Source organism: Pseudomonas sp. MF09156 (assembly GCF_059862305.1).
Map to the genome: position 1 here is coordinate 100,125 of NZ_JCBCUR010000008.1, position 24,547 is coordinate 124,671.

Consider the following 24,547-nt stretch of genomic DNA (forward strand, 5'->3'; position numbering starts at 1 on the left):
GGCATGAGGCCGCAATCGCCGGCAAGCCGGCTCCGACAGGGGGAAATGGTGGTTGGGTGCTGCTGTGGCAACACCCGTTCAGCAGTCGCGTCTAGAAGTCGTAACTCACGCTGGTGTAGTAGAACGCGCCCTGGGCACCTTCTGGGCTGGTGATCGAGTAGATCGGCACGCCGTACAACTGCGCGCCATCGGCCTTGTCCGGGTGGCTGTCGAACAGGTTGATCGCGCCTACCGAGACCTTCAGGCCCTTGTCGAAGGTGTACGACAGGTCCACGTCCGTGACCCACTGCGGGCTGTAGGTCTGGTCCAGGCTGGGGTTGGTGGCATTGCGGCTGATCCATTGGCCATAGCGGCGTTGGGCAACCGTCAGGCCCCAGTTCTCATACAGCCAGTTGGCGCTCAGGGTCAGTTTGGTTTCTGGCGTGCCTTCTTCGATCAGGCCCTGGGTGTTGCGCCCGACAATCTGCGACCCCTTGATATTGCCCACGTCGCGCAACGCCGTGATTGTGGTGCGGTTCTTCGCAAAGCCGCTGCTCAGGTTCAGGCGCCCCCATTGCTGCAGGTTCCACTGATAGTTGCCGGTCAGCTCGATGCCATCGGTGCGCGTATCGGCGACGTTGGTGTAGAACGCCGCGCTCTGGATATTGGCGTAGGGCGTGCCGGCAAAAATCGGCGTGACCACCGCAGACGGCAGTTGGTCGGAGAGGGTGATGCGGTTGTCGATATTGATCCGGTACGCATCCACCGTCACCGAGGCGTTGTCCAGCGGGCGCCATACCAGGCCCAGGGAGTAGTTGGTGGACTCCTCGGGCTTGAGTGCCTTGCCGCCCAGCAACCGCGCTTCCTGGCTGTCGGCACGCAGGGTGCGTTGCTGCACTTCCACATAGTTGCCGCTGCCGGGCGGCTGTTCCACCACCTGCACGCTGAACGACGACATGCCGCTCTGCACCAGCGACGGCGCGCGGTAGCCGGTGCTGGCGGTGGCGCGCGCGGCGATCTGTGGGGTGAAGTCGTAGCGCAGCGACAGCTTGCCGTTGGTGGTGTCGCCGAAGTCCGAATAGTGCTCGGTACGCACCGCCACCCCGGCCTGGAATTTCTCGGTGACCTGACCTTCGACATCGATATAGGCGCCCAGCACCTTGCGCTCCAGGGACGCGGCATCGACCTGGGTGATGCCCGAGTAATACCCAGGGATGCGGCGCCCGGTGATCGGGTCGACCGTGTTGAACAGCGGCCCGTTCTGCCAGCCCGCCGCATCACCGGCACTCAGTTGGTAGTTCTCCTTGCGCCAGGCCAGGCCGGCGGACAGCGTCAGCGGCTTGAACAGCAGGTCGGTGGGGAAGTCGCGCACCCAGTCCAGGGTCAGGTTGGTCTGCTCGTTTTCGCGCTGGCCGGTGTAAATATTCGACGGGCTGTTGGTGCCCCAACTGGGGTTGATCGCATTGCGATCGGTGGATTCGAGCGTGTTGTTACCGTGGTTCAGCGCCAGGTCGAACTTGCCCAGTTGCTCGTGCTCGTAGCGCAGGCCGCCGGTCACCGCATAGTCCTGCAGGCTGTAGCGCGTCACCGGCAGGCGCCCGTCGGGGTAACGCTGCAACGCGGTACTGCCGTAGTTGCTGCGCAGGGTGGTCGGCGGGTCGAAGAAACCTTCGGCGTCGGTGTTCTTGTGGGCGTAGGTGGCAAACCCATAGGCGGTCAGGCCGTCGCCGACGCCGATCTCACTGTTGGCCACGAAGTTGTACTGGTCGGAGACATTGCCCGAGCCCCAGCGCCAGGTGCGGTAGCGGTTGTTCTGTTCCCGGGGCGTGTTGATGCTGGTGGAGCCTTGGTAGAAGATCCGGTTGTCGGGGTTGGTGTCGCTGGCCGGATCCTGGCTGCCGGCGTCGAAGCTCAGGGTCAGGAAACCGTCGTTGGGCAGGCTGAAGCCTTTCCAGCCGCTGAGTTTGCGCTGGATACCATCGCCCTTGTCATAGCCGCCAAAACGGTAGCCGACGTTGCCGCCGTCGTCGTTTTCCTTGAGCACGATATTGATCACCCCGGCGATGGCATCCGAGCCGTATTGCGCCGCCGCGCCGTCACGCAGGATCTCCACGCGCTGGATCGCACTCAGGGGGATCAGGCTCAAATCCACCGCCGCTGCGCCCCGGCCATTGACCAGGCTTTGGCGGGTGATATTGGCGCTGCTGTGGCGGCGCTTGCCGTTGACCAGCACCAGCACCTGGTCCGACGCCAGGCCGCGCAGCGATGCGCCTTGGGCGATAGAGCCGGCGAAGGCACCCTGGGGTGACTGCGGGAAATTGAACGACGGCGACAGGGCGGTCAGCGCGCCAGACAGGTCGCTGGCGCCGGTCTCTTGCAGTTGCTCGCCGGACAGCACATCCACCGGCGCGGCGCTTTGCAGGGCGGTCAGGTCGCTGCGGCGGGTGCCCAGTACCACCACGGTGTCGAGGTGGTCGGTCTTGGCCGTGGGTTGGATTGGTGCGGCAATGGCGGGCACGGCAAGGCTGCCCAGGACCAGCGCGATGGCGCCGGCCAGTGGAGTGTGCTGGAACATAAACGTATTCCTTTCAAACAAGGCTGGCCCTCCAAACAATGCAGATCACCTGTAGGAGCCCGGCAAGCCTGCGATGGCGAGCTCAAGGACGCTATCGCAGGCAAGCCTGGCTCCTACAGTGGGTCTGTGTTGTTTGGGAGAGGGGCTTGGGCTTAGAAACGGCTGGTCACGCTCACGCCCACGGTGCGTGGGTCGCCGTAGGTGATCACGTACTGCCCCAGTCCACCGTTTGGCCGGCCATGCACCTGGTAGCGGCGGTCAGTGAGGTTGTTGACGAAGCCGGTGACGCTGAGTTTTTCATCGGCGCTGTACCAGCTCAGGCGGCTATTGACCAGGGTGTAGTGGGGTTGGCTGAGGGTCTTGTCGGCGCTGCTCTGGCGGTCGGCGAGGAAGTATTCCTTGTCGCGGAAACTGGCGTCGGCCCCGGCCACCAACTTGCCGCCGATCTGCAGCGCGATGGTGTAGTCGCCACCCACCGACACCACATTGCGCGGCGAGCGCACAAAGCTGTTGCCGCTGTAGTCACCGGTGACCGCGCCGGTGTTGGGGTTGGTGTTCTTGAAGTCGGTGTATTCGGTATCGAGGAACGACACCGCCGCCCGCAGGTGCAGGGAGTCGGTGGGCTGGCCTTCCAGTTCCAGCTCGGCGCCCTTGACCTTGCCTTTGGCGCCATTGGTCAGGGCCGTGGTCAGCACGCCGTTGTTGACTGTCAGCAGGTTGACCTGAATATCCGAATAGTCGTAGTAGAAAATGTTCGCGTTGGCGGTCAGGCGGCGGTTGAACCACTCGGACTTGACCCCGAACTCATAGGCGTCGAGTTGTTCCGGGTCCACCGTGGTCAACTGCGCCAGGCTGGTGGACAGCCCGGTGTTGAAACCACCGGAACGGAAGCCGTGGGCATAGCGAAAGAACACTCGTACGTTGTCATTGATCCGGTATTCGGGCGTGACATCGTAGGTCCAGGCTTCCCAGGTCTTGTTCTCCTGGCGGCTGCCATTGGTGCCGCTGCCGGCCAGGGGCACCAGCGGGCCGTTGGCGGTATTGCGGGTCAGTTGGGTGAGGTTCAGGTCGATGTCTTTCTTTTCCTGGGTCCAGCGCAGGCCGCCGGTCACGGTGAAGTTGTCGGTGAAGTCGTAGGTCAGGTTGCCAAACAGCGCGTAGCTGTTGGTCTTGTGGTCGTAATTGAGATCCCGCAGGTCGGTCGCGCCATTGATCTGGTTGGAACCGGTGCCATTGGGCGTCGGGCCGGGGGCAATGAAACGTCCGCCGCTGCTGTCCAGGTCTTCGTGGAAGTAGTGCGCACCGGCCAGCCAGCGCAAGGTTTCCTGCTGCGGCGAGGCCAGGCGGATTTCCTGGGAATACTGGGTGTATTTGTTATCGCTGGTGGACGTGCCGTTGACCTCATAAGGCGTGTAGTCGGCATCGCTGCTGGACTGGCCGCGAATGTAGTCATAGGCGCTGATGGAGGTGAGGGTGTAGTCGCCCAGGTGCCAATTGAGGGTCAGGGACGTGCCGTCATGGTTGAGCTTGGAATCGTCCTTGACGTTGAGCGCGATATTACGGCCTTCGGGGCGCTGGTAGCCGACGTTGTAGTAGCGGCCCAGGGTCAGTGCCCCGTTGGAACCGTCGCCCTTGAACTCGCGGCTGTGGATCTTCAGCAGCGCGTCCAGGTCCGGGTTGAGCTGGGCAAGGAACTGCAGGCGCACGGCCTTTTTGTTGACGTCGCCGTAGGTGTGATCGTCCACCAGGTTTTTCTGGAAGCCGTCGCGCTCCTCGGAGTACAGCGAGATCCGCGCGGCGAGTTTTTCGTCCACCAGCGCGCCGCCAAGGGCGCCGCTGAGGATCCTTTCATTCTTGCTGCCAAAGCCGATGGTGCCGAAACCGTCAGTGTCGAACGCGGGTTTTTTCGAAATGATATTCACCGCGCCCGCCGTGGTGTTCTTGCCATACAGGGTGCCCTGGGGCCCGCGCAGGATCTCGATGCGCTCCAGGTCAAACAGCGGGCCGCCGCCGGCAATCGGTGCGTTGAGGTAAACGTCATCGGCATAAATGCCCACTGGGTACACCGTGGCCGCCCCGGTGTCGCCGGTGCCCAGGCCGCGGATGTACCAGCGTGGGCGGCCGTCGCCGTCGGGGTTCTTCGCCGAGGCGTTGGGAATGAAAGTGGTGATGTCGCCCATCGAGCGCACGCCGTCGGCCACGATGCTGGTGCCCTGGACCGCCGACACGGCCACCGGCACCTCTTGCAAGGTCTGCTCCCGGTGTTGCGCGGTGACGGTGACGGTCTTGAGTGCCGGCTCGTTTTCAGTGTCGGCTGCCAGCACGTGATCGCTGCCAGTGAACAGCAATGCGAGCCACAGGCCCTTGGTGATTGGATTAAGTTTGTGCATGTAAATCTCCCCCGGAAAAGTGTCCTTGAAGGGGCTAGAGCAGAGATCGTGCCAATCCCGATACGTGTATTTATGTTATTGATATTTAAGGATAAAAAGTTTTTGTTTGGACGTGATTAAACGCGGCGAATCCGGGCTGTCGAGGATCCAGCAAAAACTGCGTGGCCAGTGCTGCTGGAGCAGCACAGAAAGTGCTGCGTGGCCAACACTGTAGGAGCCGGCAAGCCGGCTCCTACAGGTTGTGAGGGGGTCAGACTGCGACGCGGGAGGTGGAGCCGATGACTTTTTCCAGCACGCTGAAGTCGATCCAGTCGCGCACATCGAAATGCCGTGGGATGAAGTGCCAGCGATGCAGGAAATCGGTGAAGTCCTGCAAGGCCTCGATCGAGCGGGAGTCCAGGGTGGTGCGCAGCCGCCGATGGGCATCCTCGCCATAGGCCGCCGTCACCCAGTACTCGCTGGTGTTCAGCTCCTGGGCGAGAAAGCGCCGGGTCTCGTCGGGATTGGCCCAGGCCCATTGCTCGGTGCGCAATACCGTATCGACAATCTTCACGCTGGCATCGAAATGCTCGTGCAGCAGGTGGGTATCTACCGTCAGCGTACGCGGCGTGCCGTTGTTGCTGCGGATCAACGGGTCCGGGTGGGAGCCGGTATCGACCACCACATGCAAGCCGAACTCATTGGCCAGGTGTACGGCGTGGGCGCCCTTGAGGAAAATCGCATCGATATCGCCGCGCAGCAGGCCGATCAGCTCGTTGTTGCGCCGGCTGAAGCGGCTCACCCCGAGGCTGGCCGGGGTGCCGTACACGTACTGGGTCTGGTTGTCGCTGTAGGTGCCGCCGTAGGGATAGTCCACCAACTCCACATCCGCCACGTTCAGGCCTTCGAGCTTGAGCGCGTTTTCCAGGCCGCGCAGGGCCTGGGCGCGGGTGAAGTCGATCTGCACGTTGGCCCACTTGGGCAGGCCGAAGCGCCGGTTTTTCAAGTCGCGCACGCTTCTCACGCCGCTTTCGGCGGTGGTCAGGATCAACTGCACCTCATCGCTCCACGACAGCCCGAGCACACGGGTCTGGACCCCGCTGGAATAGGCCCAGATGGCCGGGATATTGCCGCCGTGGCGCACCGAGTTCTTCAGGTGATGGTCGTAGTGGGCTTCGCGTACTTCGCGCTCGGTGGACTCGCGCAGGGATTGGATATTGGTGCCAAATGGCTGGAAGGCTTCGGCCAGTCGCCCGGACTGCACCGCAATGCCAAGCCCGGTGGGCACCGGGCTGTGGGTGTACCAGAGAGTATCGAGTGGTTTGCTCATAAAGGTCTTCGTTCAAATCCCTATGCCCTGTAGGAACCCGGCAAGCCGGGCTCCTACAACGATGTCAGGTGGTTGAGGGGCCGCGCATCGATCCAGGCGCGCACATCAAAGCTGTTGGGGATAAAGCGCCAGCGGTGCAGGAACTGCACAAAGTCCTGCAGCGCGGCAATCGCCTGTTCATCCAGGGCCGTATGCAGCCGCAGGTGGGCATCCTCGCCATAGGCGGCGGTGACCCAGTATTCGCTGCTGTTGGTTTCCCGGGCCAGGTAGCGCCGTGTTTCTTGCGGGTGGGTGTGGGCCCATTGCTCGGCGCGCAATACCGAATCGAGGATACCGGTGGCCACATCCAGATGGTTGTCCAACAGGTTCAGGTCCACCGCCAGGGTGCGCGGCGTGCCGTTGTTGCTGCGGATCAGCGGGTCCGGGTGCGAACCGGTGTCGATCACCGTGTGCAGGCCAAAGTCATGGGCGTGCTGGGCGGCGCTGGCGCCCTTGAGGAAGATCGCATCCACCTCGCCGCGCAGCAGGCCGATCAACTCCAGGTTGCGTTCGGCCAGCGGTGCAGAGACCTGCGTGCCGGCGATGTTGCGCACCGGGCTGTCGCTGAAGGTGCCGCCATACCGGAAGTTCACCAGCTTCACATCGCCGACCTGCAAGCCTTCCAGCGACAGGGCATTTTCCAGGCCGCGCAAGGCCTGGGCGCGGGTGAAATCGATCTGCGCGCCGGACCAGTCGGGCAGGCCGAAAGTGCGGCCCTTGAGGTCCTTGACCGTTTGGATGCCGCTGCCCCGGCGGGTCAGGATCAATTGCACTTCATCGGCCCAGGACAAGCCGATCACCCGGGTCTCGCGGCCCTGGGCACGGGCCCAGATCGCCGGGATATTGCCGCCATGGCGCACCGAGTTGCGCAAGCTGTGATCAAAGTGCGACTCGCGCACGGCCTGGTCATTGGACTCGCGCAGCGACTGCACCTCGGCGCCCAGGGCGCCGACGGTCTCTTGCAGCCAGCCTTTTTGCACGGCAATCCCCAGCCCGGTGGGCACCGGGCAGCGGGTGTACCAGAGGGTATCGAGGTGTTGGCTCATTCAGGGTCTCCCGCAGCAGTCAGGCGCTGGCGCGCAAAGGTTGGGTGGCGGCCTGTCGATGCACCAGCGGCAAGACTTCCTGGCCAATGCGCAGGGCCTCTTCCAGGTGCGGGTTGCCGGCGAGGATAAAGGTCGAGAACCCGGCGTCGCGGTACTCCACCAGGCGCTCGGCAATGTTCTCGTGACTGCCCACCAGGCCCACGGTGGGCCCCGGCTTGGCCTTGGCAAACCCGGCCCAGAGGTTGGGGCCGATGATCAGGTCGTCGAAGCGGTCGACATTCTGGTGATAGGCCGTCTGGCGCGCCGCACCCACCGAATCCGAACCGTTGGTGAAACCTTTGGCGAGCGCGCTGCCCTGGCCTTCGAGTTTGTCGAACTGGCGGCGCAGGTCTTTCCAGGCCAGCTCTTCGGTCTCCCGGGCAAACAGGTCGACCCGCAGGCCGAAGCGCACGCTGCGCCCCTGTTTGTCGGCCAACTCACGCACCCGCTCGATATGCGGCTTGAGCTTGTCGATGGGCTCGGCCCAATTGAGGTACACATCGGCATGCCTGGCGGCCACGTCCAGAGCGGCATCGGAGAACCCGGAAAAGTACACCCCCGGTTTGCGCTCATGGTGCAGGCCAGGGGGCAGGGCGCCGTTTTCCAACTGGTAGATATCACCGTCATAGGAGAACTTTTCCTGCTCCCACAGGCCCTGGATGATGTCGAGGAACTCCCCGGTACGTTTGTAGCGCAGGTCGTGTTCGAGGAAATCCCCATTGGCCCGCTGACTGGCCGGGTTGCCACCGGTGATGATGTTCCAGTCCAGGCGGCCCCGGCTCAGGTTCTGCAGGATCGCTGCTTGCTGCGCGGCGTAGGCGGGCAGGGTCCAGGTGGCCTGGAAGGCAATCAGGAACTTGATACGCCGGGTTTCCCGGGCCAGCGCGGCCGCGACGATCCATGGCTCGGGCCCGGTGGGCAGCAATGCCCCTTCGAAGCCGGCCAACTCGGCGGCCTTGGCCACCTGGGCGATGTAGTCGATGTAGGTGAAACCGTCCGGCTCGCCATTGGGCAAGCGCCCCGGGGCGATATGGCCGGGGCGGTATTGCGCATTGCCCCGGTTGTGTTTGTCAGTGGTCAACTGCGGACCATCGGTGCCCAGCGGCAGGCGCCAGAAAAATTCAGTGCTCATGGGTGCTCCTGATTCAGTCATGCAAGGTGCGAGGACCTGTTGCAGCAGCGAGTGCAACGGCCATGCCATGGCGGCTGCGGCCCCTGCGGGCGGGGGGATGCCTGCGGATGGGGGGCAGGAGCGATGTGGGGATTGCGTCTGTAGCAACACCTGAGCAGCAGTGGCTGTTCAGCGGGCAGCACAAAACTTTTGTCGGCGCTGGCTTGCCAGCGATGGCGGTGTATCAGTCGACACAGGTATTGACTGGGCCGCCGCCATCGCCGCCATCGCCGCCATCGCCGGCAAGCCGGCTCCTACAGGGGCGCGCACGTCTCGACAATCAATACCCGACCAAAACCATCGGCATTTCTTGATCGCCATCAAGCAGCTTTTACCCCCCAGCTTTCTATCATGGCCCCTGCCAAGCAATGAGGAAGCGACCATGTCAGAGACCTTCACCAAGGGCATGGCCAGGAATATCTACTTCGGAGGAAGCGTGTTCTTCTTCCTGATATTCCTGGCCCTGACCTACCACACCGAACAAACCTTTCCCTCGCGCAGTAACCAGGACCAACTCACCGAATCGGTGGTACGCGGCAAGGGCGTCTGGGAGCGCAACAACTGCGTCGGCTGCCACACCCTGCTGGGCGAGGGTGCGTACTTTGCGCCGGAGTTGGGCAATGTGTTCAACCGCCGCGGCGGCGAGGAAGCGTTCAAGCCATTCCTGCACGCCTGGATGAAGATGCAACCCTTGGGCGTTCCCGGCCGGCGTGCGATGCCGCAATTCAACCTCAGCGACCAGGAGGTGGACGATATGGCCGAGTTCCTCAAATGGAGCTCGAAGATCAACACCAATGGCTGGCCGCCAAACAAGGAGGGCTAAGGGATGCGTACCGTCAATCCATATCTGAAATTCCAATCCCAGGCCGTGGCCAAACCCTACTTTGTATTCGCCCTGATCCTGTTCCTGGGCCAGGTGCTGTTCGGTTTGATCATGGGCCTGCAATACGTGGTCGGCGACTTTCTGTTCCCGTTGATCCCCTTCAACGTGGCCCGCATGGTCCACACCAACCTGCTGATCGTCTGGCTGCTGTTCGGCTTCATGGGCGCCGCCTATTACCTGGTGCCGGAAGAGGCCGACCGCGAGTTGCACAGCCCCAAGCTGGCAATCCTGCTGTTCTGGGTGTTCGCCGCCGCCGGCGTGCTGACCATCCTCGGCTACTTGCTGGTGCCCTATGCGGCCCTGGCCAAGCTGACCCACAACGAGTTGCTGCCAACCATGGGCCGGGAGTTCCTGGAGCAGCCGACCATCACCAAGATGGGCATCGTGGTCGTGTGCCTGGGCTTTCTCTACAACATCGGCATGACCCTGCTCAAGGGCCGCAAGACCACGGTGAGCATGGTGATGATGACCGGGCTGATCGGCCTGGCGGTGTTCTTCCTGTTCTCGTTCTACAACCCCGGCAACCTGGCGCGGGACAAGTTCTACTGGTGGTGGGTGGTGCATCTTTGGGTTGAAGGCGTGTGGGAGCTGATCATGGGTTCGATGCTCGCCTTTGTGCTGATCAAGGTCACCGGCGTCGACCGCGAGGTCGTGGAAAAATGGCTGTACGTGATCATCGCCATGGCCCTGATCACCGGGATCATCGGCACCGGTCACCACTTCTTCTGGATCGGCGCGCCCGAGGTGTGGTTGTGGGTCGGCTCGATCTTCTCGGCCCTGGAGCCGCTGCCGTTCCTGGCGATGGTGATGTTCGCCTTCACCATGGTCAAACAGCGTCGGCGCCAGCACCCGAACCGGGCGGCCACGTTGTGGGCCAAGGGCACCACGGTCACCGCGTTCTTCGGCGCCGGGGTCTGGGGTTTCCTGCACACCCTGGCACCGGTCAACTTCTACACCCACGGCACCCAATTGACTGCCGCCCACGGCCACCTGGCGTTCTTCGGCGCCTACGCCATGATCGTCATGACCTTGATCAGCTACGCCATGCCCCGCCTGCGCGGTATCGGTGAAGCACCGGATGCACGCTCCCAGACCCTGGAGATCTGGGGCTTCTGGATGATGGTCCTGTCGATGGTGATGATCACCCTGTTCCTCACCGCTGCCGGTGCCGTGCAGGTCTGGTTGCAACGCTGGCAAGTGGACGGTGTGGCGCTGCCGTTCATGGCCACCATGGACCACCTGACGGTGCTGTTCTGGGCACGGCTGGCCAGTGGCGTGGTGTTCCTGCTGGGCCTGCTCTGCTACCTGTGGAGCTTCCGGCAGCGGGGCAAAGGCTTGGACTCTGCCACCCCCGTGACCGCTTGAGCGGTCAACGTTAATCCCCAAGAGGGCGGCCCGGCAGGTACTGCGGGCCGTTTTACGTCTGGAGCACTTCACATGGCCTTTACCCTTGAGTTGGAAGAGTGGGTCGGCAGTGTCTGGCACCGCTTTATCACCCGTCGCGCCAGTGCCGACTTCCCCGAGGCGCGGGTCGATCTGGTCGACCGCCAGCGCAGCCTGGCCCTGTTGTTCCGCGCCCTGGGCGGTGCCCATGGGATAGCCGTGGAAGCCGCCAGCGAGCGCGACCTGCTGCTGCGCCGCAACCTGTTGATGCGCATCGCCGGCACCTGCCGGCAGGCGCCCCTGGCCTCGTGCGACGGCCATCGCCTGCGCCTGCCGGCAAGCCTGGCGGTGTTTCCCTCGGTGGCCCTGAACCTGGAGCTGTACCGCTGGCTGGCGCTGCTGGCCGCCCATGCCGGGCCGATGACCCACTGGGCCCGGGATAACCAGCGCTGGACCTGGCTGCTGTTGCAGCGTTACCCGGCCATGCTCCCCAGCTATCAGCGCCTGGTGGACGCCCACCTGCAATTGCGCCCCGATCCCGCTACCCTCAACCCCGCCGAAGCCGCCGTGGAAAAGGCCTTGCGCAAGGCCCTGCGTGAACCCGGCAGCGTGCGCCAGCTACCCCGCAGCGAGCGCGCCGCCTGGCCGTTGCCGCTGTGGCTGTATCCACCCTTGCACCTGCACAGCCCACAGGCCGCAGATCAGGACGACGAGGGCGACGACCTGACGACGCGGCCTGGCGAACAACAGGGCGCGCCCAAGCAGGCCAACCGGGTCGACGACAACAGCCGCGACGGTGGCCTGTTGGTGGTGCGCCTGGAAAACCTGTTCAGTTGGACCGAGCACGTCGATCTGGACCGCTGGGCCGACGACTCCGAAGACGAAGATGCCGCGCGGGTCGCCGAAGACCTCGACCAGTTGAGCCTGTCACGCCAGCGCGTGCGCAAGAGCGGCGGGCTCAAGCTGCACCTGGATTTGCCGCCGGCCGATGTCGATGACATCCCCCTGGGCGCAGGCATCAAGCTGCCGGAGTGGGACTACCGTCAGCAGCGCCTGCAAGCCAACTTCGTCAACCTGCAACTGCTGCAACCCCGCGACAGCGCGCCCCAGCCGCTGCCGGCTCGCCTGCTGCCCCAGGCCGCGCGTTTGCGCCGCCAGTTCCAGCAACTGCGCACCGACCGCCAATGGTTGCGCCAACAGCCCCAGGGCGCGGAACTGGACCTGCAGGCGTGGCTGGATTTTTATGTCGAGCGCCAGCACGGCGCATGCGCCGAGCGTGGCCTGTTCAAGGAGCAGCGCCGCACCCGGCGCGACTTGGCCTGTTTGCTGCTGGCCGATTTGTCGATGTCCACCGACGCCCATTTGAACGATACGCAAAAGGTCATCGACGTGATCCGCGACAGCCTACTGCTGTTTGGCGAAAGCCTGGCAGGCCTGGGCGATGCGTTTGCCTTGTATGGCTTTTCGTCCTTGCGTCGCCAGCAGGTGCGCCTGCAACAGCTCAAGTCATTCCAGCAACCCTACGACGACCACACCCGAGGCTGCATCCAGGGCCTGAAACCGGGTTATTACACACGCATGGGCGCCGCCATCCGCCAGGCCACCCAGACCCTGGGCGCCTGTAAACAACGGCGCAAACTGCTGCTGATTGTGACCGATGGCAAGCCCAATGACCTGGACCTGTACGAGGGCCGCTACGGCGTGGAGGACACCCGCCAGGCCGTGCTAGAAGCGCGGCGCCAGGGCCTGGTGCCGTTCTGCATCACGATCGATAAACAGGCCGGGGAGTACCTGCCGTACATGTTCGGTGCCCACGGTTACACCCTGATCCGCCAGCCGGAACAACTGCCGCTGCGCTTGCCGCAGCTCTACCGGCAGTTGACCGAAGATCAGTAAAAGTCCCGGGGCAGCCAGAAGAACATCGTGATGCAGAACACCGCCAGCCCCAGGCAGAACCATTGGAAGCGCTTGAGCCGCCGCGCCTCAAGGCTGGCGGTGGAGGCGGGCAGGGGCATGGCGCAGCGTTCGCAGGCCGCGCGGGGTGGCGGGTTGGCATGCTGGCAATACAGGCAGACTCGCGCTGCGCTCATTCAAATTGCTCCAGGCGCAGGCGATCAAGAATGGCGATCTGCCGACCGTCCTGGGTGATGATTTTTTCATCGATCAGCCGGCGAATGATCCGCGAGAACGTCTCCGGCTGGATCGACAAGTGCCCGGCGATCAACTGCTTGGCCATGGGCAGTTCGAACGAACTGTCGACGCTGTGCAGGCGCACCAGTTGCGTCAGCAGATAGCGCACCACGCGGTGGGTGGCGTTTTTCAGGGACAGGGTCTCGATCTCGTTGACCCGCTGGTGCAGGCGCACACACAACTTGCCCAGCAGGGCGAAGGTCAGGCGGCTGTTGCTGTGGAGCAGGCGCATATAGGTGGCGTTGGACAGGCGATACAACTGCGTGGGGCACACCGCCTCGGCGCAGGCCACGTAGTTGGGCGTGTCCATCAGCATCATCGCCTCGGCGAAGGTCTGCCGCTCGCCGATCACTTCAAAGACCTTTTCCTGGCCGTCCGGGGTCAGGCGGTAGATCTTCACCGCGCCGGCAATCACAAAGTAAAAGCCATCGGCCGGTTCGCCCTGGCGGAACAGCGGCTCGCCCTTGTCGACACTGAGCAACTGACTGCTGGCCATCAGCTCGTCCATCTGCTCTTCGTTGAGCGGCTCGAACAGGTGATGGCTGCGCAGGATCTGATGATGCACGCGGTGCAGGACCCTCGGCGTGTCGCTGATCATACAAGCCACAACGACAGGCCACTGGCCGCCGCCATCATCGAACCGAGAATCACGAACCAGGCCAGGGGCTGGATGACTTTTTTCATGGGGACTCCGTGGGGGCAGTAATAAGGGATAACCGGCTAGAGCAAGAGCTGGGCCAAGGCACGGGCCGTGTAAAACCTGGGCTGTAGCGCCCGCATGGTCAGAATGACCCTGCCTTTCTGGGTCTTTTTAACCCTCTAATGGTCATTTAAACCCTCCTAGGCAACGCTAACCCCCTGTAGGAGCTGGCTTGCCAGCGATGGCATCGCTGCGGTGTACCCACCAGACCGAGGTGTTTGCATCGCAGGCAAGCCAGCTCCTACAGGTGTAGGGCGGCGCACTGGGGAATTCGGCCCGGCCTTTGCAACACTGATTGCGCGACGGCCCCAAGGATAGTGCGCCGCCCAGGAGCCCTGCTTGATCTGCGACAAGGGCCAGGGGCGGGCAATCCCGGATGATCGGGCCGGCAATGACTTGAGGAGTGGTGGTATGCACGTGCTGGATCGACGCAAGGCCATGTCGATAACCCCGTTGTTTCGCCTGGCTTTCCGGCCATTTTTCCTCGGTGGCTGCCTGTTGGCGCTGCTGGCGATTCCCTTGTGGCTACTGGCCCTGGCCGGCGATGCGGGCTGGCAACCGGCGGGTGGCTGGCTGGCGTGGCATCGACATGAACTGCTGTTCGGTTTCGCCCTGGCAATCATCGGCGGGTTCCTGCTGACGGCGGTGCAGACCTGGACCGGCCGCCCCGGCATCAGTGGCGCGCCCCTCGCGGTGCTGGCCGGGTTATGGCTGGGCGCACGCCTGGCGTGGCTGTTCAACCTGCCATGGCCGTTGTTGGCTGTGCTGGAACTGAGCTTTCCCCTGGCGGTCGCCGGGCTGATGGGCTGGACCCTGTGGAAAGTGCGGCAACAACGCAACTACCCGATTGTGCTGGTGCTGCTGCTGTTGACCCTGGCCGATGGCCTGTCCCTGTATGGCCTGCTGCGCGGTGACGAAGGCTGGCAGCGCCAGGCGGTGTTGACCGGGTTGTGGCTGGTGGCGGCGATGATGGGCTTGATCGGCGGGCGGGTGATTCCGTTCTTCACCCAGCGCGGCCTGGGGCGCACTGAAGCAGTGAAGCCCTGGCCGTGGCTGGATTACCTGCTGTTGGCAGGCTCGGCGTTGGTGGCGCTGCTGTATGCCAGCGGTGTGGCGCTGATGCCCAGCCTTTGGGTTGGCCTGGTGTTTGCCCTGCTGGGGCTCGGTCATCTGCTGCGCCTGGTGCGCTGGCACGACCCAGGCCTGTGGCGCGTGCCGCTGCTGTGGTCGCTGCACCTGGCCTATGCCTGGCTGGCCGTGGCTTGCCTGGGCATGGCGCTGTGGCATTTCGGCGTGCCGCTGAACCCGAGCCTGGCGGTGCATGCGCTGACGGTGGGGGCGATGGGCGGGTTGATCCTGGCGATGATCGCGCGGGTCAGCCTGGGCCATACCGGCCGCCCACTGACGCCACCCAAGGGCATGACCCTGGCCTTCAGCCTATTGAACCTGGCCTGCCTGAGCCGGGTGCTGCTGGTGCTGATCTGGCCGTATGCCGCGCTGTGGCTGGCAGGCCTGTGCTGGACCCTGGGCCTGGGTGTGTATCTATGGCGCTATGCCCCAATGCTGTGGCGTGCGCGGGTTGACGGCCATCCGGGCTAGGAGAACGGGAATGCTCTATTCGTGGTTATTGATCGTGCATCTGCTGGCGGCCATCGCCTTTATCGGCACGCTGTTCTTTGAGGTGGTTATCTGGCACCGCGCCCGTGACGAGCTGGCGTGGTCGGCGCAGTTCACCAGCGACCAGGCGATTGCCCGGCGTTCGCGGCAGGTGCTGCATGGCGTGGTGGTGCTGTTGTACGGCGCGGGCATCGGCCTGGCCTGGCACTACCGCGGCGTGCTGGGCGCGCCCTGGGCCAGCCAGTTTTCGGCGATGTTGAGCCTGAAGATCGTGTTGGCGCTGAGCATCATCGGGCATTACCTGTTGCTCGCGTACTGGCTGACGCAAAAACGCCTGAGCCCGCTGCGGGCGGTGTGGATCCGCCGCAGCATCCTTGGGCATATGGTGCTGATCGTGATCCTGGCCAAGCTGATGCTGCGCTGAGTCCTGTAGGCGCGAACAAGCTCGCGCCTACAGGCAGGGGTCAGGCTGTTAGCGCACGAATAAACAACACGTCATTTTCCAGATGAATATGCTCCAGCAAATCCCCATGAAACACCTCCAGCCCGTGATACAGGGCACGCCAGGTATTGCACGCGTCAGCGGGCGGCTGGATGCGATGGGTCAGCGCCAGCAACTGCTCCAGTGCCTGGCCGTGTTGTTCATGTTCATAGCGCATGACCTGGATCGGCGGCGCGGCCTGGGGGCCCATGCCCATTTGCAGCATCGGGAACAGCACCTGTTCCTCCTTGAGCATATGGCCCTCCAATTCCTGTTCGATATCCCGCAGCAGGTCGGCCAGGCCATTGGGGCACGCCAGGTGATGGCCGTGGACCTGCTCCACACGGCTGGCCAGGCGGATCAGTTCCGGCAGTTGCTCGCGGTGGCGAGCGTGGTAGCGCTCCAGCAAATGTTCGATCAGTTGCGCCTGGGGCAGGCTGTCCGGGGCGATGGTGTTCATCGGCTTTCCTCATCAAGTGAACAGATACACCGCTGATTGCATGCCGTGTGCCATTGCCAACCCATTGAAAAACCGCATTTAATTTTTTGTAGTGGTCAGGATCACCCTGATGCTGCACGGTAGAACCGACCATACAAGGGTAGTAATGACCATGTTGCGTGAAAGTCTGTCGGCCGACCTGATTGTCGAATTGCCCAACGCGGTGCGCCTGCAACGCCTGGTGCAGACCCTGCGCGAATATTTCCATAGCGGCGCCGTGGGCCTGTTGCGCCTGGATGGCGACGACAGCCTGCGTCCGGTGGCCACGGTGGGGCTGGTGCATGAGGCCCTCGGCCGGCGTTTTGTGATTGCCCAACATCCACGGCTGGCGGCGATCATGGCGTCCCGCGAGCCGACCTGGTTCGAGCCCGACAGCCGCCTGCCGGACCCGTACGACGGGCTGCTGGACACTCAGGTCGGCGAACCGCTGCCGGTGCATGACTGCATGGGCGTGAGCCTGTTCGTCGAGGGCCGGCCCTGGGGCGCGATTACCCTGGATGCCCTGCACGCCGGGACCTTCGACGCCAATGCCCGCGAGCAACTCAAGCGTTGTACGTTGCAGATCGAGGCTGCGGTGCGGGTCACGCGGCTGGAGCAGGAGAACCGCAGCCTGCGCCTGTCACGCCATGAACCGCTGGCGGGTTTGCCCAGGGTCGAAGATGGCGAAATCCTCGGCCAGAGCCCGGTCCTGCACCAGTTGCTCAACGAGCTGGATGTGCTCGCCGATTCGGACCTGCCGGTGTTGCTGCTTGGCGAAACCGGGGTCGGCAAGGAGCTGTTCGCGCGGCGCCTGCATCGCCTGTCGCGGCGCAGTAAAAAGCCGCTGATCCAGGTCAACTGCGCGGCGCTGCCGGAGTCGTTGGCCGAGAGCGAGTTGTTCGGGCATGTCAAAGGTGCGTTTTCCGGCGCCACCAGCGACCGTGCCGGGCGTTTTGACGCGGCCAACGGCGGCACGCTGTTCCTCGATGAAGTGGGCGAGTTGCCGTTGAGTGTGCAGGCCAAACTGCTGCGCACCTTGCAGAACGGTGAGATCCAGCGCCTGGGCGCCGACAAGCCGTTGCATGTGGATGTGCGGATCATCGCCGCCACCAACCGCCACCTGCCCGAGAGCATTCGCCAAGGGCTGTTTCGCGCCGACCTGTACCACCGGCTGTCGGTGTACCCGGTGCCGATCCCGGCATTGCGCGAGCGCGGCCACGATGTGCTGCTGCTGGCCGGGCACTTCCTGGAGCTCAACCGCGCGCGCCTGGGCCTGCGCGGCTTGCGCCTGTCACCGGCAGCCGAGCAGAGCCTGCTTGGTTATGCCTGGCCGGGCAATGTGCGCGAGCTGGAACACGTGATCAGCCGCGCTGCCCTCAAGCAGTTGAGCCGTGGCGGCAATCGCAACCAGATCATGACCCTGGAAGCCGAGCTGCTGGATCTCGACAGCGCCACCTTGGCCCAGGCCCCTGTGCCTGAAGTGCCGGCGCCGGCATTCCAGACCTTGAGCGATGCGGTGGACGACTGCCAGCGCCAGAAGGTGCGCCAGGCGTTGAGCCTGTCTGGCGATAACTGGGCCAGCGCTGCGCGCATGCTCGGCCTGGACTCCAGCAACCTGCACAAACTGGCGCGGCGCCTGGGGCTCAAGTAGCCGGGCTGCGACCCCATGCCGCGGCGCGCAGTTGATCGCGATCAAGGTGCGCAGGGCGTCGGCTGATCAGACTGTGGCGAATTGACCGGAGGTTCGCCCCATGCCCCTTTCCCTGGCGCAGATGCGCCGCAACTACACCCTGTACGGTTTGCGGGATGACCTGGTACAGGACGATCCCCTCGTGTTGTTCGGCCAGTGGCTGGAGCAGGCGCGCAAGACCGAAGTGGCGCCGGTGGAGGCCAACAGCATGGCCCTGGCCACGGTCGATGCCCAGGGCCGCGCCCATTGCCGGATCCTCTTGCTCAAGGGCTTTGGTGCCGAGGGCTTTACCTTTTTCGGCCACTACCAGAGCGCCAAGGGCCAGGAACTGGCGAGCAACCCCAGCGCGGCCATGACCTTTTTCTGGCCCGGCCTGGAGCGCCAGGTACGCATCGAAGGCACGGTCGCACGCCTGGCGCCACAGCTGTCCGACGAGTATTTCCACTCGCGGCCGCTGGCCAGCCAGATCGGCGCCTGGGCGTCGCCGCAAAGCCAGCCCCTGGCCCATCGCGCCGAGCTGGAAGGGCACCTGCGTGATGTCACCCAACGCTTTGCCGGGCAATCACCGCCGCGCCCGGCAGAGTGGGGCGGCTATTGCCTGCAACCCGAGCGCGTGGAGTTCTGGCAAGGCCGCCCCGACCGCCTGCACGACCGCCTCGACTATCGCCGGCACGACGGCACCTGGCAGCGCAGCCGCCTGGCCCCCTGAATCCGTCTAGAGGTACCTCCTCGGAGGAATAGGCCCGCCGGCCTTTGCGGTGCAGGCTGGGGCCATTGCTCATTTATCCCGGGATTTTCACCATGGCACATCTGACTCAACGCAATTTTGTCTCACTGAACATCGCCGTATTGACCATCAGCGATACCCGCAACTTTGACAACGACACCTCCGGGCAAACCCTGTGCGACCGCGTGCAAGGGGCCGGGCACGCGCTGATCGACCGGGCCCTGGTGGTGGACGACATCTACCAGATCCGCGCGCGGATTTCGCAATGGATTGCCGACCCCCAGGTGCAAGTGATCCTCACCACCGGCGGCACCGGCTTTACCGCGCGCGATAACACCCCGCAAGCGGTGCTGCCATTGCTGGACAAGCATGTCGAAGGCTTTGGCGAGCTGTTTCGCCAGGTGTCCCTGCAAGAGATCGGCATGTCGACTCTGCAATCGCGTGCCCTGGCCGGCATGAGCAATGGCGTGCTGGTGTGCTGCATGCCCGGCTCGCCCGGGGCCTGCCGCACGGGCTGGGACAAGATCCTCTTGGGGCAGCTGGACAGCCGCACCGGGCCGTGCAACTTCGCCCCGCACCTCAAGGCCCAGGCCGCGCAAGCGCTGGAACCCTGCGAGGCGCGGTCATGAGCACCTCGGTGTGTGAAAGCGGCGAACTGATCCCGGTGGACGAGGCCATCGAACGCCTGCTGGCCCAGGCACCCCCTCCACCGTCCACCCAGCAGGTGAAAACCGCCCAGGCCCTGGGCCGGGTGCTGGCCAGCGATATCTTTTCCCCGGTCAACCTGCCGGCCTGGGACAACAGTGCCATGGACGGCTACGCGCTGTGCGCCGCCGACCTGCCGGCCGAGGGCGGCTACCTGCGCCTGGCCGGGCGCATCGCCGCTGGCGAGGGCGCAGCCACAGCGTTGAGCAGTGGGCAGACCATGCGCATTTTTACCGGCGCACCCTTGCCGGCCGGGGCTGACACCGTGGTGCCCCAGGAGCGTTGCCGGGTCTACGGCCAACGCATCTGGTGCCCGCCGATGCGCACGGGCGAGCATGTGCGCAAGCAGGGTGAAGAAGTGACCCAGGGCGCCTTGCTGCTGCCGGCCGGCAAGCGCCTGCGCGCCCAGGAGCTGGGCCTGCTGGCGGCGGCCGGGCTGGCCCAGGTCAAGGTCTATCGGCCGTTGCGGGTGTGCCTGTTGAGCAGTGGTGATGAACTGCGCGAGCCGGGCGATCATCTGGCGCCGGGGCAAATCTACAACAGCAATCGCCATTGCCTGGCCGCGCTGCTGCAAGGCTGGGGCGTGGAGGTACATGACTATGGGGTGATGGCCGACGAACTGGCCGTCAGCCGCGATGCGTTGACCCTGGCGTCCTCGGAATGCGACTTGCTGCTGACGTCTGGCGGGGTGTCGGTGGGCGAGGAAGATCACCTCAAGCAGGCGATCAAGGAGCTGGGGCGCGTGGATTTCTGGCGCCTGGCAATCCAGCCGGGCAAACCCCTGGCCTTTGGCGATGTGGCCGGCAAACCGTGGATCGGCTTGCCCGGCAACCCTTCGGCGGCGCTGATCACCGCGTTGGTGGTGGTGCGCCCGTTCCTGTTGCGCGCCCAGGGTGTGACTGACGTCACCCCGGTGCCGATGCTGCTGCCCGCCGACTTTACCTGGGCCCAGCGCAACCGCCGCCGCCAATACCTGCGCGCACGCCTGACCCCGGGCATCGACGGCCAGGCGCGGGTCACGCTGCACCCCCGGCAAAGCTCGGCGATGCTCAGCGCCGCGTGCTGGGCCGATGGCCTGGCGATTGTGGAGCGTGAGCAGTTGGTGGAGAAGGGCGGGCTGGTGCGGTTCGTGTCTTTTGCCGAGCTGATGCAATAACTGCCGGCGGTGCCGATGGTGGTGATGGTCAATGTGGGAGCGGGCTTGCTCGCGATAGCGGTGGATCAGTCAACATTTAAATTGCCTGACACACCGTAATCGCGAGCAAGCCCGCTCCCACACAAGCCCGCTCCCACAAGGGATATGCGGTGTTGATGATGAATTTTCTGATGAGGATCAACCATGCAACTGGTCTGCCCGGCAGGCAATCTGCCTGCGCTTAAAGCCGCCGTGCGCCAAGGTGCCGATGCGGTGTATGTGGGTTTTCGCGATGACACCAACGCCCGGCATTTTGCCGGGCTGAACATGGACGACAAGCAGTTCGACGGCGCCGTCGCCCACATCCGCCAGCACCAGCGCAAGCTGTATGTGGCGGTCAACACCTACCCGCAGCCCAAGGGCTGGGAGCGCTGGCAACGGGCGGTGGACCGTGCTGCCGATCATGGCGTGGATGCCCTGATTGCCGGCGATCCGGGGGTGCTGCAGTACGCCAGCAGCCGCCATCCGCAGATGGCCTTGCATCTGTCGGTGCAGGGATCGGCGACCCATGCGGCGGCGTTGCAGTTCTACGCCGAGCGCTATGGCATCCGCCGCGCGGTGTTGCCCCGGGTGCTGTCGCTGGCCCAGGTCAAACACGTAGCCGCCAGCAGTTCGGTGCCCATCGAAGTCTTCGGTTTCGGCAGCCTGTGCATCATGGCCGAGGGCCGTTGCCACCTGTCTTCGTATATCACCGGTGAGTCACCGAACCTGTGCGGCGTGTGCTCGCCGGCCAAGGCGGTGCGCTGGAGCGAAGATGCCGACGGCCTGAGCGCGCGCCTGAGCGAAGTGCTGATCGACCGCTACACACCGGACGAACCGGCGGGCTACCCGACCCTGTGCAAGGGCCGTTTCATGGTCGATGGCAAGCGCTTCCATGCCCTCGAAGAACCCACCAGCCTCGATACCCTGGACTTGATCCCCGAGTTGATCGCCATGGGCGTCGAAGCGGTAAAAATCGAAGGCCGCCAGCGCAGCCCGGCGTATGTCGAGCAAGTCACCGGGGTCTGGCGTGCGGCACTGGACGCGCACCGCAGCGCGCCGCAGCGCTTTGTGGTCAAGGACCAGTGGCGCAGCGTGCTGGCCGGTCTATCCGAAGGCAGCCAGACCACCCTGGGCGCCTACCATCGTTCGTGGCAATGAGGAGCCGTACATGAAACTCAGCCTGGGACCGGTGCTGTTTTATTGGGATAAGCAACAACTGGGGCAGTTCTACAGCGAGATGGCCAGCCTGCCGCTGGATGTGATCTACCTGGGGGAAACCGTGTGCTCCAAGCGCCGCGCGTTCAACCTCGACCAGTGGTTGGGCCTGGGCCGCGAATTGCAGTCGGCGGGCCATGCGCAAATCGTGCTGTCGAGCCTGACCCTGATCGAGGCCGCCTCGGAGCTGTCGAGCCTGCGTCGCCTGTGTGACAACGGCGAGGTGTTGGTCGAGGCCAATGACATGGGCGCCGTGCAGCTGCTCGCCGAGCGCAAGCTGCCCTTTGTCGGTGGGCCGGCGTTGAATCTGTATAACGGCCATGCCCTGGTGCAACTGCTGGATGCCGGGATGATGCGCTGGGTGCCGCCGGTGGAGTGTTCGGCGGCGCTGATTGGCGATGTGCTGGAGCAGGTGCGTGAACTGGGCCGGCCGTTGCCGCAAGTCGAAGTCTTCGCCTATGGGCATCTGCCCCTGGCCTATTCGGCGCGCTGCTTTACGGCGCGGGCGGAAAACCGGCCCAAGGATGACTGCCAGTTCTGCTGCCTCAACTACCCCGATGGCATGGCCTTGACCAGCCAGGAAGGGCAGGCGCTGTTTACCTTGAATGGTATCCAGACTCTGTCGGCGGAGGTCACCAACCTGCTGGCCGACTACCCGGGGCTGATCAGTTGCGGCGCCGATCTGCTGCGCCTGAGCCCACGGGCGCAAGGCATGGTGGGCATCGTCGAAGCCTTTGACCGGGTCCGCCAGGGCGCCACGCCGCCGGTGTTTGTCGAAGGCTGCAATGGCTACTGGCATGGCCAGGCCGGGATGTTGCGGGTCGAGGAGGTGGGACTGTGCTGAATCGCAAGCAATGGCTGCTCAAGGGCGCCGACCGCTTACTGCCGTTGATGCGCAAGGTGCCGTTCGTGGTGCAGCGCCTGGCCTTGCAACAGGCGCTGAACCGCTGCCTGGCCGAACCTTTGCGCGATGGCGGTTTTGAACTGCTGCGCGGGCGCTGGATGTGCCTGCGCATTCCCGACCTGGGCTTGCGCTGGTACTTGACCCTGGGTCGCGACGGACTGCGCATCGCCGAACAGGCCCAGGCCCAGGTGACCATCAGCGGCAACTGGCGCGAGTTCCTGTTATTGGCCAGCCGCCAGGAGGATCCGGATACCTTGTTCTTCCGCCGGCGGTTGGTGATCGAGGGTGATACGGAGCTGGGTTTGAGCCTGAAGAATCTGATCGACAGCCTCGACCCAGACGTGTTGCCGCCCTGGTTGTGGCGCAACCTGGAACGAGCCGGCAAGGGCCTGGCGGCCTGAAGATCAAGCTCGCGTAGCTGCGCCCCTGTGGGAGCGGGCAAGCCCTAATGCCAGTCAGTCAAGCGCAGATCCCCTGTGGGAGCGGGCTTGCTCGCGAAAGCAGTGTGTCAGTCACCGGATATGTCGACTGAGCCACCGCCATCGCGGGCAAGCCCGCTCCCACATTGGCAAGATGACGGGTTAAAAAAAGCTGGGCTATTGCTCCATGGCCTGCAGGATCGCGTGGGCGGCTTTCACCCGCTCGGCATTGGGGTAGTTCTTGTTCGCCAGGATCACCACGCCGATGCCTCTGCTCGGTACATAAGCGATATAGGCGCCAAAACCGCCGGTCGAGCCGGTCTTGTTCACCAGGGTATTGGCGCGCAACGGCTGTGCCGGGGTCAGCCAGTGGACCGGATGCGGCTCCATGGCCATGGGTGTGGAATTGCCGTCGACCAAGGCGTCAACACTCAGCGGGTAGGCGTACATCTCCCAACCAAGGCCCTGGGTGGTAGTGCCCACGGTGTAGTAACCGGTATGCGTGGTAGCGATGGCCTGTTGCAGCGGCTGCTCCAGTGACGTCGGCTCCATGTTCAGCGCCATGTAGCGGGCCAGGTCTGCCGGGCTGGTCTTCACCCCATAGGCTTCGCTGTCCAACGCTCCGGGGCTGACGCGCACCGGCTTGCCGGCCTTGTCGTAGCCCTGGGCATACAAGCCCATCTGGGGTTTGGGCACCTTGAGATAGGTGTGCTTGAGGCCGAGCTTGGGCAGCAGGGTCTGTTCCATCGCCACGTCGAAGGGTTGCTGCAGGCTCTGCGCCGCCAGATAGCCGAACAGGCCCAGGCTGGGGTTGGAATACTGGCGGTGGGTGCCGGGGGCGAAAGTGGCTTTCCAGTGTTGGAAGTAGCCGATCATCTGCTGCGCATTGTCCGCCTCGCCGGGGAACTGCAACGGCAGCCCGCCTGCGGTGTAGGTGCCCAGGTCAAGTACGCTGATGTGCTCGAACTGGCTGGCGCGCAAGGCTGGCAAGTAATCGCTGGCCGGGGCAGAGAGCTTCAACTTACCGGTGGCCTGGGCATAGCCGGCCAGGGTCGCGGTGAAGGTCTTGCTGACCGAGCCGATCTCGAACAGGGTGTTTTCGCTGACGGGCTGCTGGCTGTCCTGCGCGGCGACACCGTAGTTAAAGTATCGGGCCTTGCCGTCCTGCACGATGGCGACAGCCAGGCCTGGGATTGCCTGCTGCTGCATCAGCGGCTTGACGGTGGCGTCCACCACCTGGCGCAGGTCGGTGGCGGCCAGGCAGTTGCCGGCGCCGAGCAAGAGGCTGAGAATCGTGACGTTGCGCACGTGTTGGTACATGATGAGGTCGCTTCCTTGAGGATTGTCGGGGGAATCACGGCCTGCGCAGGCGCCGCCAAGATAGGCAGTTTGCCGGTCCCGGACAACCGATGATATCTCGCACCAGTCAT

The 24,547-nt window shown here is 64.2% G+C and carries 20 protein-coding genes and 1 pseudogene; 12 read left to right on the forward strand and 9 right to left on the reverse strand.

The features are described 5' to 3' along the window. Window positions 1–91: 91 nt before the first annotated feature. From AC19YY_RS19025 to AC19YY_RS19045, 5 genes are all read right to left on the reverse strand, one after another. Complete coding sequence (locus AC19YY_RS19025) at window positions 92–2,554, reverse strand: TonB-dependent receptor plug domain-containing protein (RefSeq protein ID WP_172314838.1); 2,463 nt, start codon at window positions 2,552–2,554, stop codon at window positions 92–94. A gap of 152 nt (window positions 2,555–2,706) precedes the next feature. After that, window positions 2,707–4,944, reverse strand: coding sequence for a TonB-dependent receptor (locus AC19YY_RS19030; RefSeq protein ID WP_492634561.1), 2,238 nt, complete (start codon window positions 4,942–4,944; stop codon window positions 2,707–2,709). 250 nt (window positions 4,945–5,194) lie between these two features. Then, on the reverse strand, window positions 5,195–6,253 hold the full coding sequence (locus AC19YY_RS19035; protein ID WP_169955294.1) for an ABC transporter substrate-binding protein: 1,059 nt from the start codon (window positions 6,251–6,253) through the stop codon (window positions 5,195–5,197). Between the two features lie 53 nt (window positions 6,254–6,306). After that, complete coding sequence (locus AC19YY_RS19040; protein ID WP_172314834.1) at window positions 6,307–7,338, reverse strand: ABC transporter substrate-binding protein; 1,032 nt, start codon at window positions 7,336–7,338, stop codon at window positions 6,307–6,309. A gap of 19 nt (window positions 7,339–7,357) precedes the next feature. Continuing rightward, window positions 7,358–8,509: an LLM class flavin-dependent oxidoreductase gene (locus AC19YY_RS19045; RefSeq protein ID WP_172314832.1), complete on the reverse strand. Its 1,152-nt coding sequence runs from the start codon at window positions 8,507–8,509 to the stop codon at window positions 7,358–7,360. Window positions 8,510–8,930: 421 nt separating this feature from the next. Here AC19YY_RS19045 and AC19YY_RS19050 point away from each other — a divergent pair, with 421 nt between their 5' ends. From AC19YY_RS19050 to AC19YY_RS19060, 3 genes are all read left to right on the forward strand, one after another. Beyond that, complete coding sequence (locus tag AC19YY_RS19050; protein WP_154842703.1) at window positions 8,931–9,371, forward strand: c-type cytochrome; 441 nt, start codon at window positions 8,931–8,933, stop codon at window positions 9,369–9,371. A 3-nt stretch (window positions 9,372–9,374) separates the two neighbouring features. After that, entirely contained in the window at window positions 9,375–10,796 is a 1,422-nt protein-coding gene (locus AC19YY_RS19055) for a cbb3-type cytochrome c oxidase subunit I (RefSeq protein ID WP_432755636.1), read from the forward strand. 72 nt (window positions 10,797–10,868) lie between these two features. Continuing rightward, window positions 10,869–12,710: a nitric oxide reductase activation protein NorD gene (locus AC19YY_RS19060; RefSeq protein ID WP_500604659.1), complete on the forward strand. Its 1,842-nt coding sequence runs from the start codon at window positions 10,869–10,871 to the stop codon at window positions 12,708–12,710. Here AC19YY_RS19060 and AC19YY_RS19065 read toward each other — a convergent pair. Next, window positions 12,704–12,904: a protein DnrP gene (locus tag AC19YY_RS19065; protein ID WP_500604660.1), complete on the reverse strand. Its 201-nt coding sequence runs from the start codon at window positions 12,902–12,904 to the stop codon at window positions 12,704–12,706. The genes AC19YY_RS19060 and AC19YY_RS19065 overlap by 7 nt on opposite strands. Then, on the reverse strand, window positions 12,901–13,602 hold the full coding sequence (locus AC19YY_RS19070) for a Crp/Fnr family transcriptional regulator (RefSeq protein WP_170041583.1): 702 nt from the start codon (window positions 13,600–13,602) through the stop codon (window positions 12,901–12,903). The genes AC19YY_RS19065 and AC19YY_RS19070 overlap by 4 nt, the downstream gene beginning before the upstream one ends. A gap of 513 nt (window positions 13,603–14,115) precedes the next feature. Between AC19YY_RS19070 and AC19YY_RS19075 the strand changes: the two genes are divergently transcribed. Then, window positions 14,116–15,303, forward strand: coding sequence for an NnrS family protein (locus tag AC19YY_RS19075; RefSeq protein WP_170041582.1), 1,188 nt, complete (start codon window positions 14,116–14,118; stop codon window positions 15,301–15,303). A 10-nt stretch (window positions 15,304–15,313) separates the two neighbouring features. Next, window positions 15,314–15,745: a hypothetical protein gene (locus AC19YY_RS19080; RefSeq protein WP_169955287.1), complete on the forward strand. Its 432-nt coding sequence runs from the start codon at window positions 15,314–15,316 to the stop codon at window positions 15,743–15,745. A 40-nt stretch (window positions 15,746–15,785) separates the two neighbouring features. On the opposite strand, the pseudogene AC19YY_RS19085 reads toward AC19YY_RS19080, so the two are convergent. Further along, window positions 15,786–16,235, reverse strand: a pseudogene (locus AC19YY_RS19085) (hemerythrin domain-containing protein); the annotation flags it as partial. Window positions 16,236–16,413: 178 nt separating this feature from the next. On the opposite strand from AC19YY_RS19085, the gene norR reads away from it, so the two are divergent. The 7 genes from norR to ubiT all read left to right on the forward strand — a co-directional run bounded on the left by norR (window position 16,414) and on the right by ubiT (window position 23,099). Then, window positions 16,414–17,931: a nitric oxide reductase transcriptional regulator NorR gene (gene norR / locus AC19YY_RS19090; RefSeq protein ID WP_169955285.1), complete on the forward strand. Its 1,518-nt coding sequence runs from the start codon at window positions 16,414–16,416 to the stop codon at window positions 17,929–17,931. A 100-nt stretch (window positions 17,932–18,031) separates the two neighbouring features. After that, the gene (gene pdxH, locus AC19YY_RS19095) at window positions 18,032–18,679 is read left to right on the forward strand and encodes a pyridoxamine 5'-phosphate oxidase (RefSeq protein WP_432755638.1); all 648 of its coding nucleotides are present in this window, start codon (window positions 18,032–18,034) and stop codon (window positions 18,677–18,679) included. A gap of 92 nt (window positions 18,680–18,771) precedes the next feature. Next, window positions 18,772–19,326 carry a molybdenum cofactor biosynthesis protein B gene (moaB, locus tag AC19YY_RS19100; RefSeq protein WP_169955283.1) on the forward strand — a complete coding sequence of 185 codons (555 nt, stop codon included), beginning with the start codon at window positions 18,772–18,774 and terminating at the stop codon, window positions 19,324–19,326. Beyond that, complete coding sequence (locus AC19YY_RS19105; RefSeq protein WP_169955282.1) at window positions 19,323–20,558, forward strand: molybdopterin molybdotransferase MoeA; 1,236 nt, start codon at window positions 19,323–19,325, stop codon at window positions 20,556–20,558. The genes moaB and AC19YY_RS19105 overlap by 4 nt, the downstream gene beginning before the upstream one ends. A 183-nt stretch (window positions 20,559–20,741) precedes the next feature. Then, window positions 20,742–21,737: a ubiquinone anaerobic biosynthesis protein UbiU gene (ubiU, locus tag AC19YY_RS19110; RefSeq protein ID WP_076960737.1), complete on the forward strand. Its 996-nt coding sequence runs from the start codon at window positions 20,742–20,744 to the stop codon at window positions 21,735–21,737. Window positions 21,738–21,747: 10 nt separating this feature from the next. Continuing rightward, window positions 21,748–22,638, forward strand: coding sequence for a U32 family peptidase (locus tag AC19YY_RS19115; RefSeq protein WP_169955281.1), 891 nt, complete (start codon window positions 21,748–21,750; stop codon window positions 22,636–22,638). Further along, window positions 22,632–23,099: a ubiquinone anaerobic biosynthesis accessory factor UbiT gene (gene ubiT, locus AC19YY_RS19120; RefSeq protein WP_169955280.1), complete on the forward strand. Its 468-nt coding sequence runs from the start codon at window positions 22,632–22,634 to the stop codon at window positions 23,097–23,099. The genes AC19YY_RS19115 and ubiT overlap by 7 nt, the downstream gene beginning before the upstream one ends. A gap of 195 nt (window positions 23,100–23,294) precedes the next feature. Here ubiT and ampC read toward each other — a convergent pair whose 3' ends face one another. Beyond that, window positions 23,295–24,437: a class C beta-lactamase gene (gene ampC, locus AC19YY_RS19125; protein WP_500604661.1), complete on the reverse strand. Its 1,143-nt coding sequence runs from the start codon at window positions 24,435–24,437 to the stop codon at window positions 23,295–23,297. Between the last annotated feature and the right edge of the window lie 110 nt (window positions 24,438–24,547).

Coding starts and splice junctions, on each gene's coding strand:
- AC19YY_RS19060 (WP_500604659.1), top strand. CDS start 10,869: ATGGCCTTTACCCTTGAGTTGGAAGAGTGGGTCGGCAGTGTCTGGCAC.
- ampC (WP_500604661.1), bottom strand. CDS start 24,437: ATGTACCAACACGTGCGCAACGTCACGATTCTCAGCCTCTTGCTCGGC.
- AC19YY_RS19035 (WP_169955294.1), bottom strand. CDS start 6,253: ATGAGCAAACCACTCGATACTCTCTGGTACACCCACAGCCCGGTGCCC.
- AC19YY_RS19040 (WP_172314834.1), bottom strand. CDS start 7,338: ATGAGCCAACACCTCGATACCCTCTGGTACACCCGCTGCCCGGTGCCC.
- norR (WP_169955285.1), top strand. CDS start 16,414: ATGTTGCGTGAAAGTCTGTCGGCCGACCTGATTGTCGAATTGCCCAAC.
- AC19YY_RS19045 (WP_172314832.1), bottom strand. CDS start 8,509: ATGAGCACTGAATTTTTCTGGCGCCTGCCGCTGGGCACCGATGGTCCG.
- AC19YY_RS19055 (WP_432755636.1), top strand. CDS start 9,375: ATGCGTACCGTCAATCCATATCTGAAATTCCAATCCCAGGCCGTGGCC.
- AC19YY_RS19115 (WP_169955281.1), top strand. CDS start 21,748: ATGAAACTCAGCCTGGGACCGGTGCTGTTTTATTGGGATAAGCAACAA.
- AC19YY_RS19105 (WP_169955282.1), top strand. CDS start 19,323: ATGAGCACCTCGGTGTGTGAAAGCGGCGAACTGATCCCGGTGGACGAG.
- AC19YY_RS19080 (WP_169955287.1), top strand. CDS start 15,314: ATGCTCTATTCGTGGTTATTGATCGTGCATCTGCTGGCGGCCATCGCC.
- pdxH (WP_432755638.1), top strand. CDS start 18,032: ATGCCCCTTTCCCTGGCGCAGATGCGCCGCAACTACACCCTGTACGGT.
- AC19YY_RS19030 (WP_492634561.1), bottom strand. CDS start 4,944: ATGCACAAACTTAATCCAATCACCAAGGGCCTGTGGCTCGCATTGCTG.
- moaB (WP_169955283.1), top strand. CDS start 18,772: ATGGCACATCTGACTCAACGCAATTTTGTCTCACTGAACATCGCCGTA.
- AC19YY_RS19050 (WP_154842703.1), top strand. CDS start 8,931: ATGTCAGAGACCTTCACCAAGGGCATGGCCAGGAATATCTACTTCGGA.
- AC19YY_RS19070 (WP_170041583.1), bottom strand. CDS start 13,602: ATGATCAGCGACACGCCGAGGGTCCTGCACCGCGTGCATCATCAGATC.
- AC19YY_RS19075 (WP_170041582.1), top strand. CDS start 14,116: ATGCACGTGCTGGATCGACGCAAGGCCATGTCGATAACCCCGTTGTTT.
- AC19YY_RS19065 (WP_500604660.1), bottom strand. CDS start 12,904: ATGAGCGCAGCGCGAGTCTGCCTGTATTGCCAGCATGCCAACCCGCCA.
- ubiU (WP_076960737.1), top strand. CDS start 20,742: ATGCAACTGGTCTGCCCGGCAGGCAATCTGCCTGCGCTTAAAGCCGCC.
- AC19YY_RS19025 (WP_172314838.1), bottom strand. CDS start 2,554: ATGTTCCAGCACACTCCACTGGCCGGCGCCATCGCGCTGGTCCTGGGC.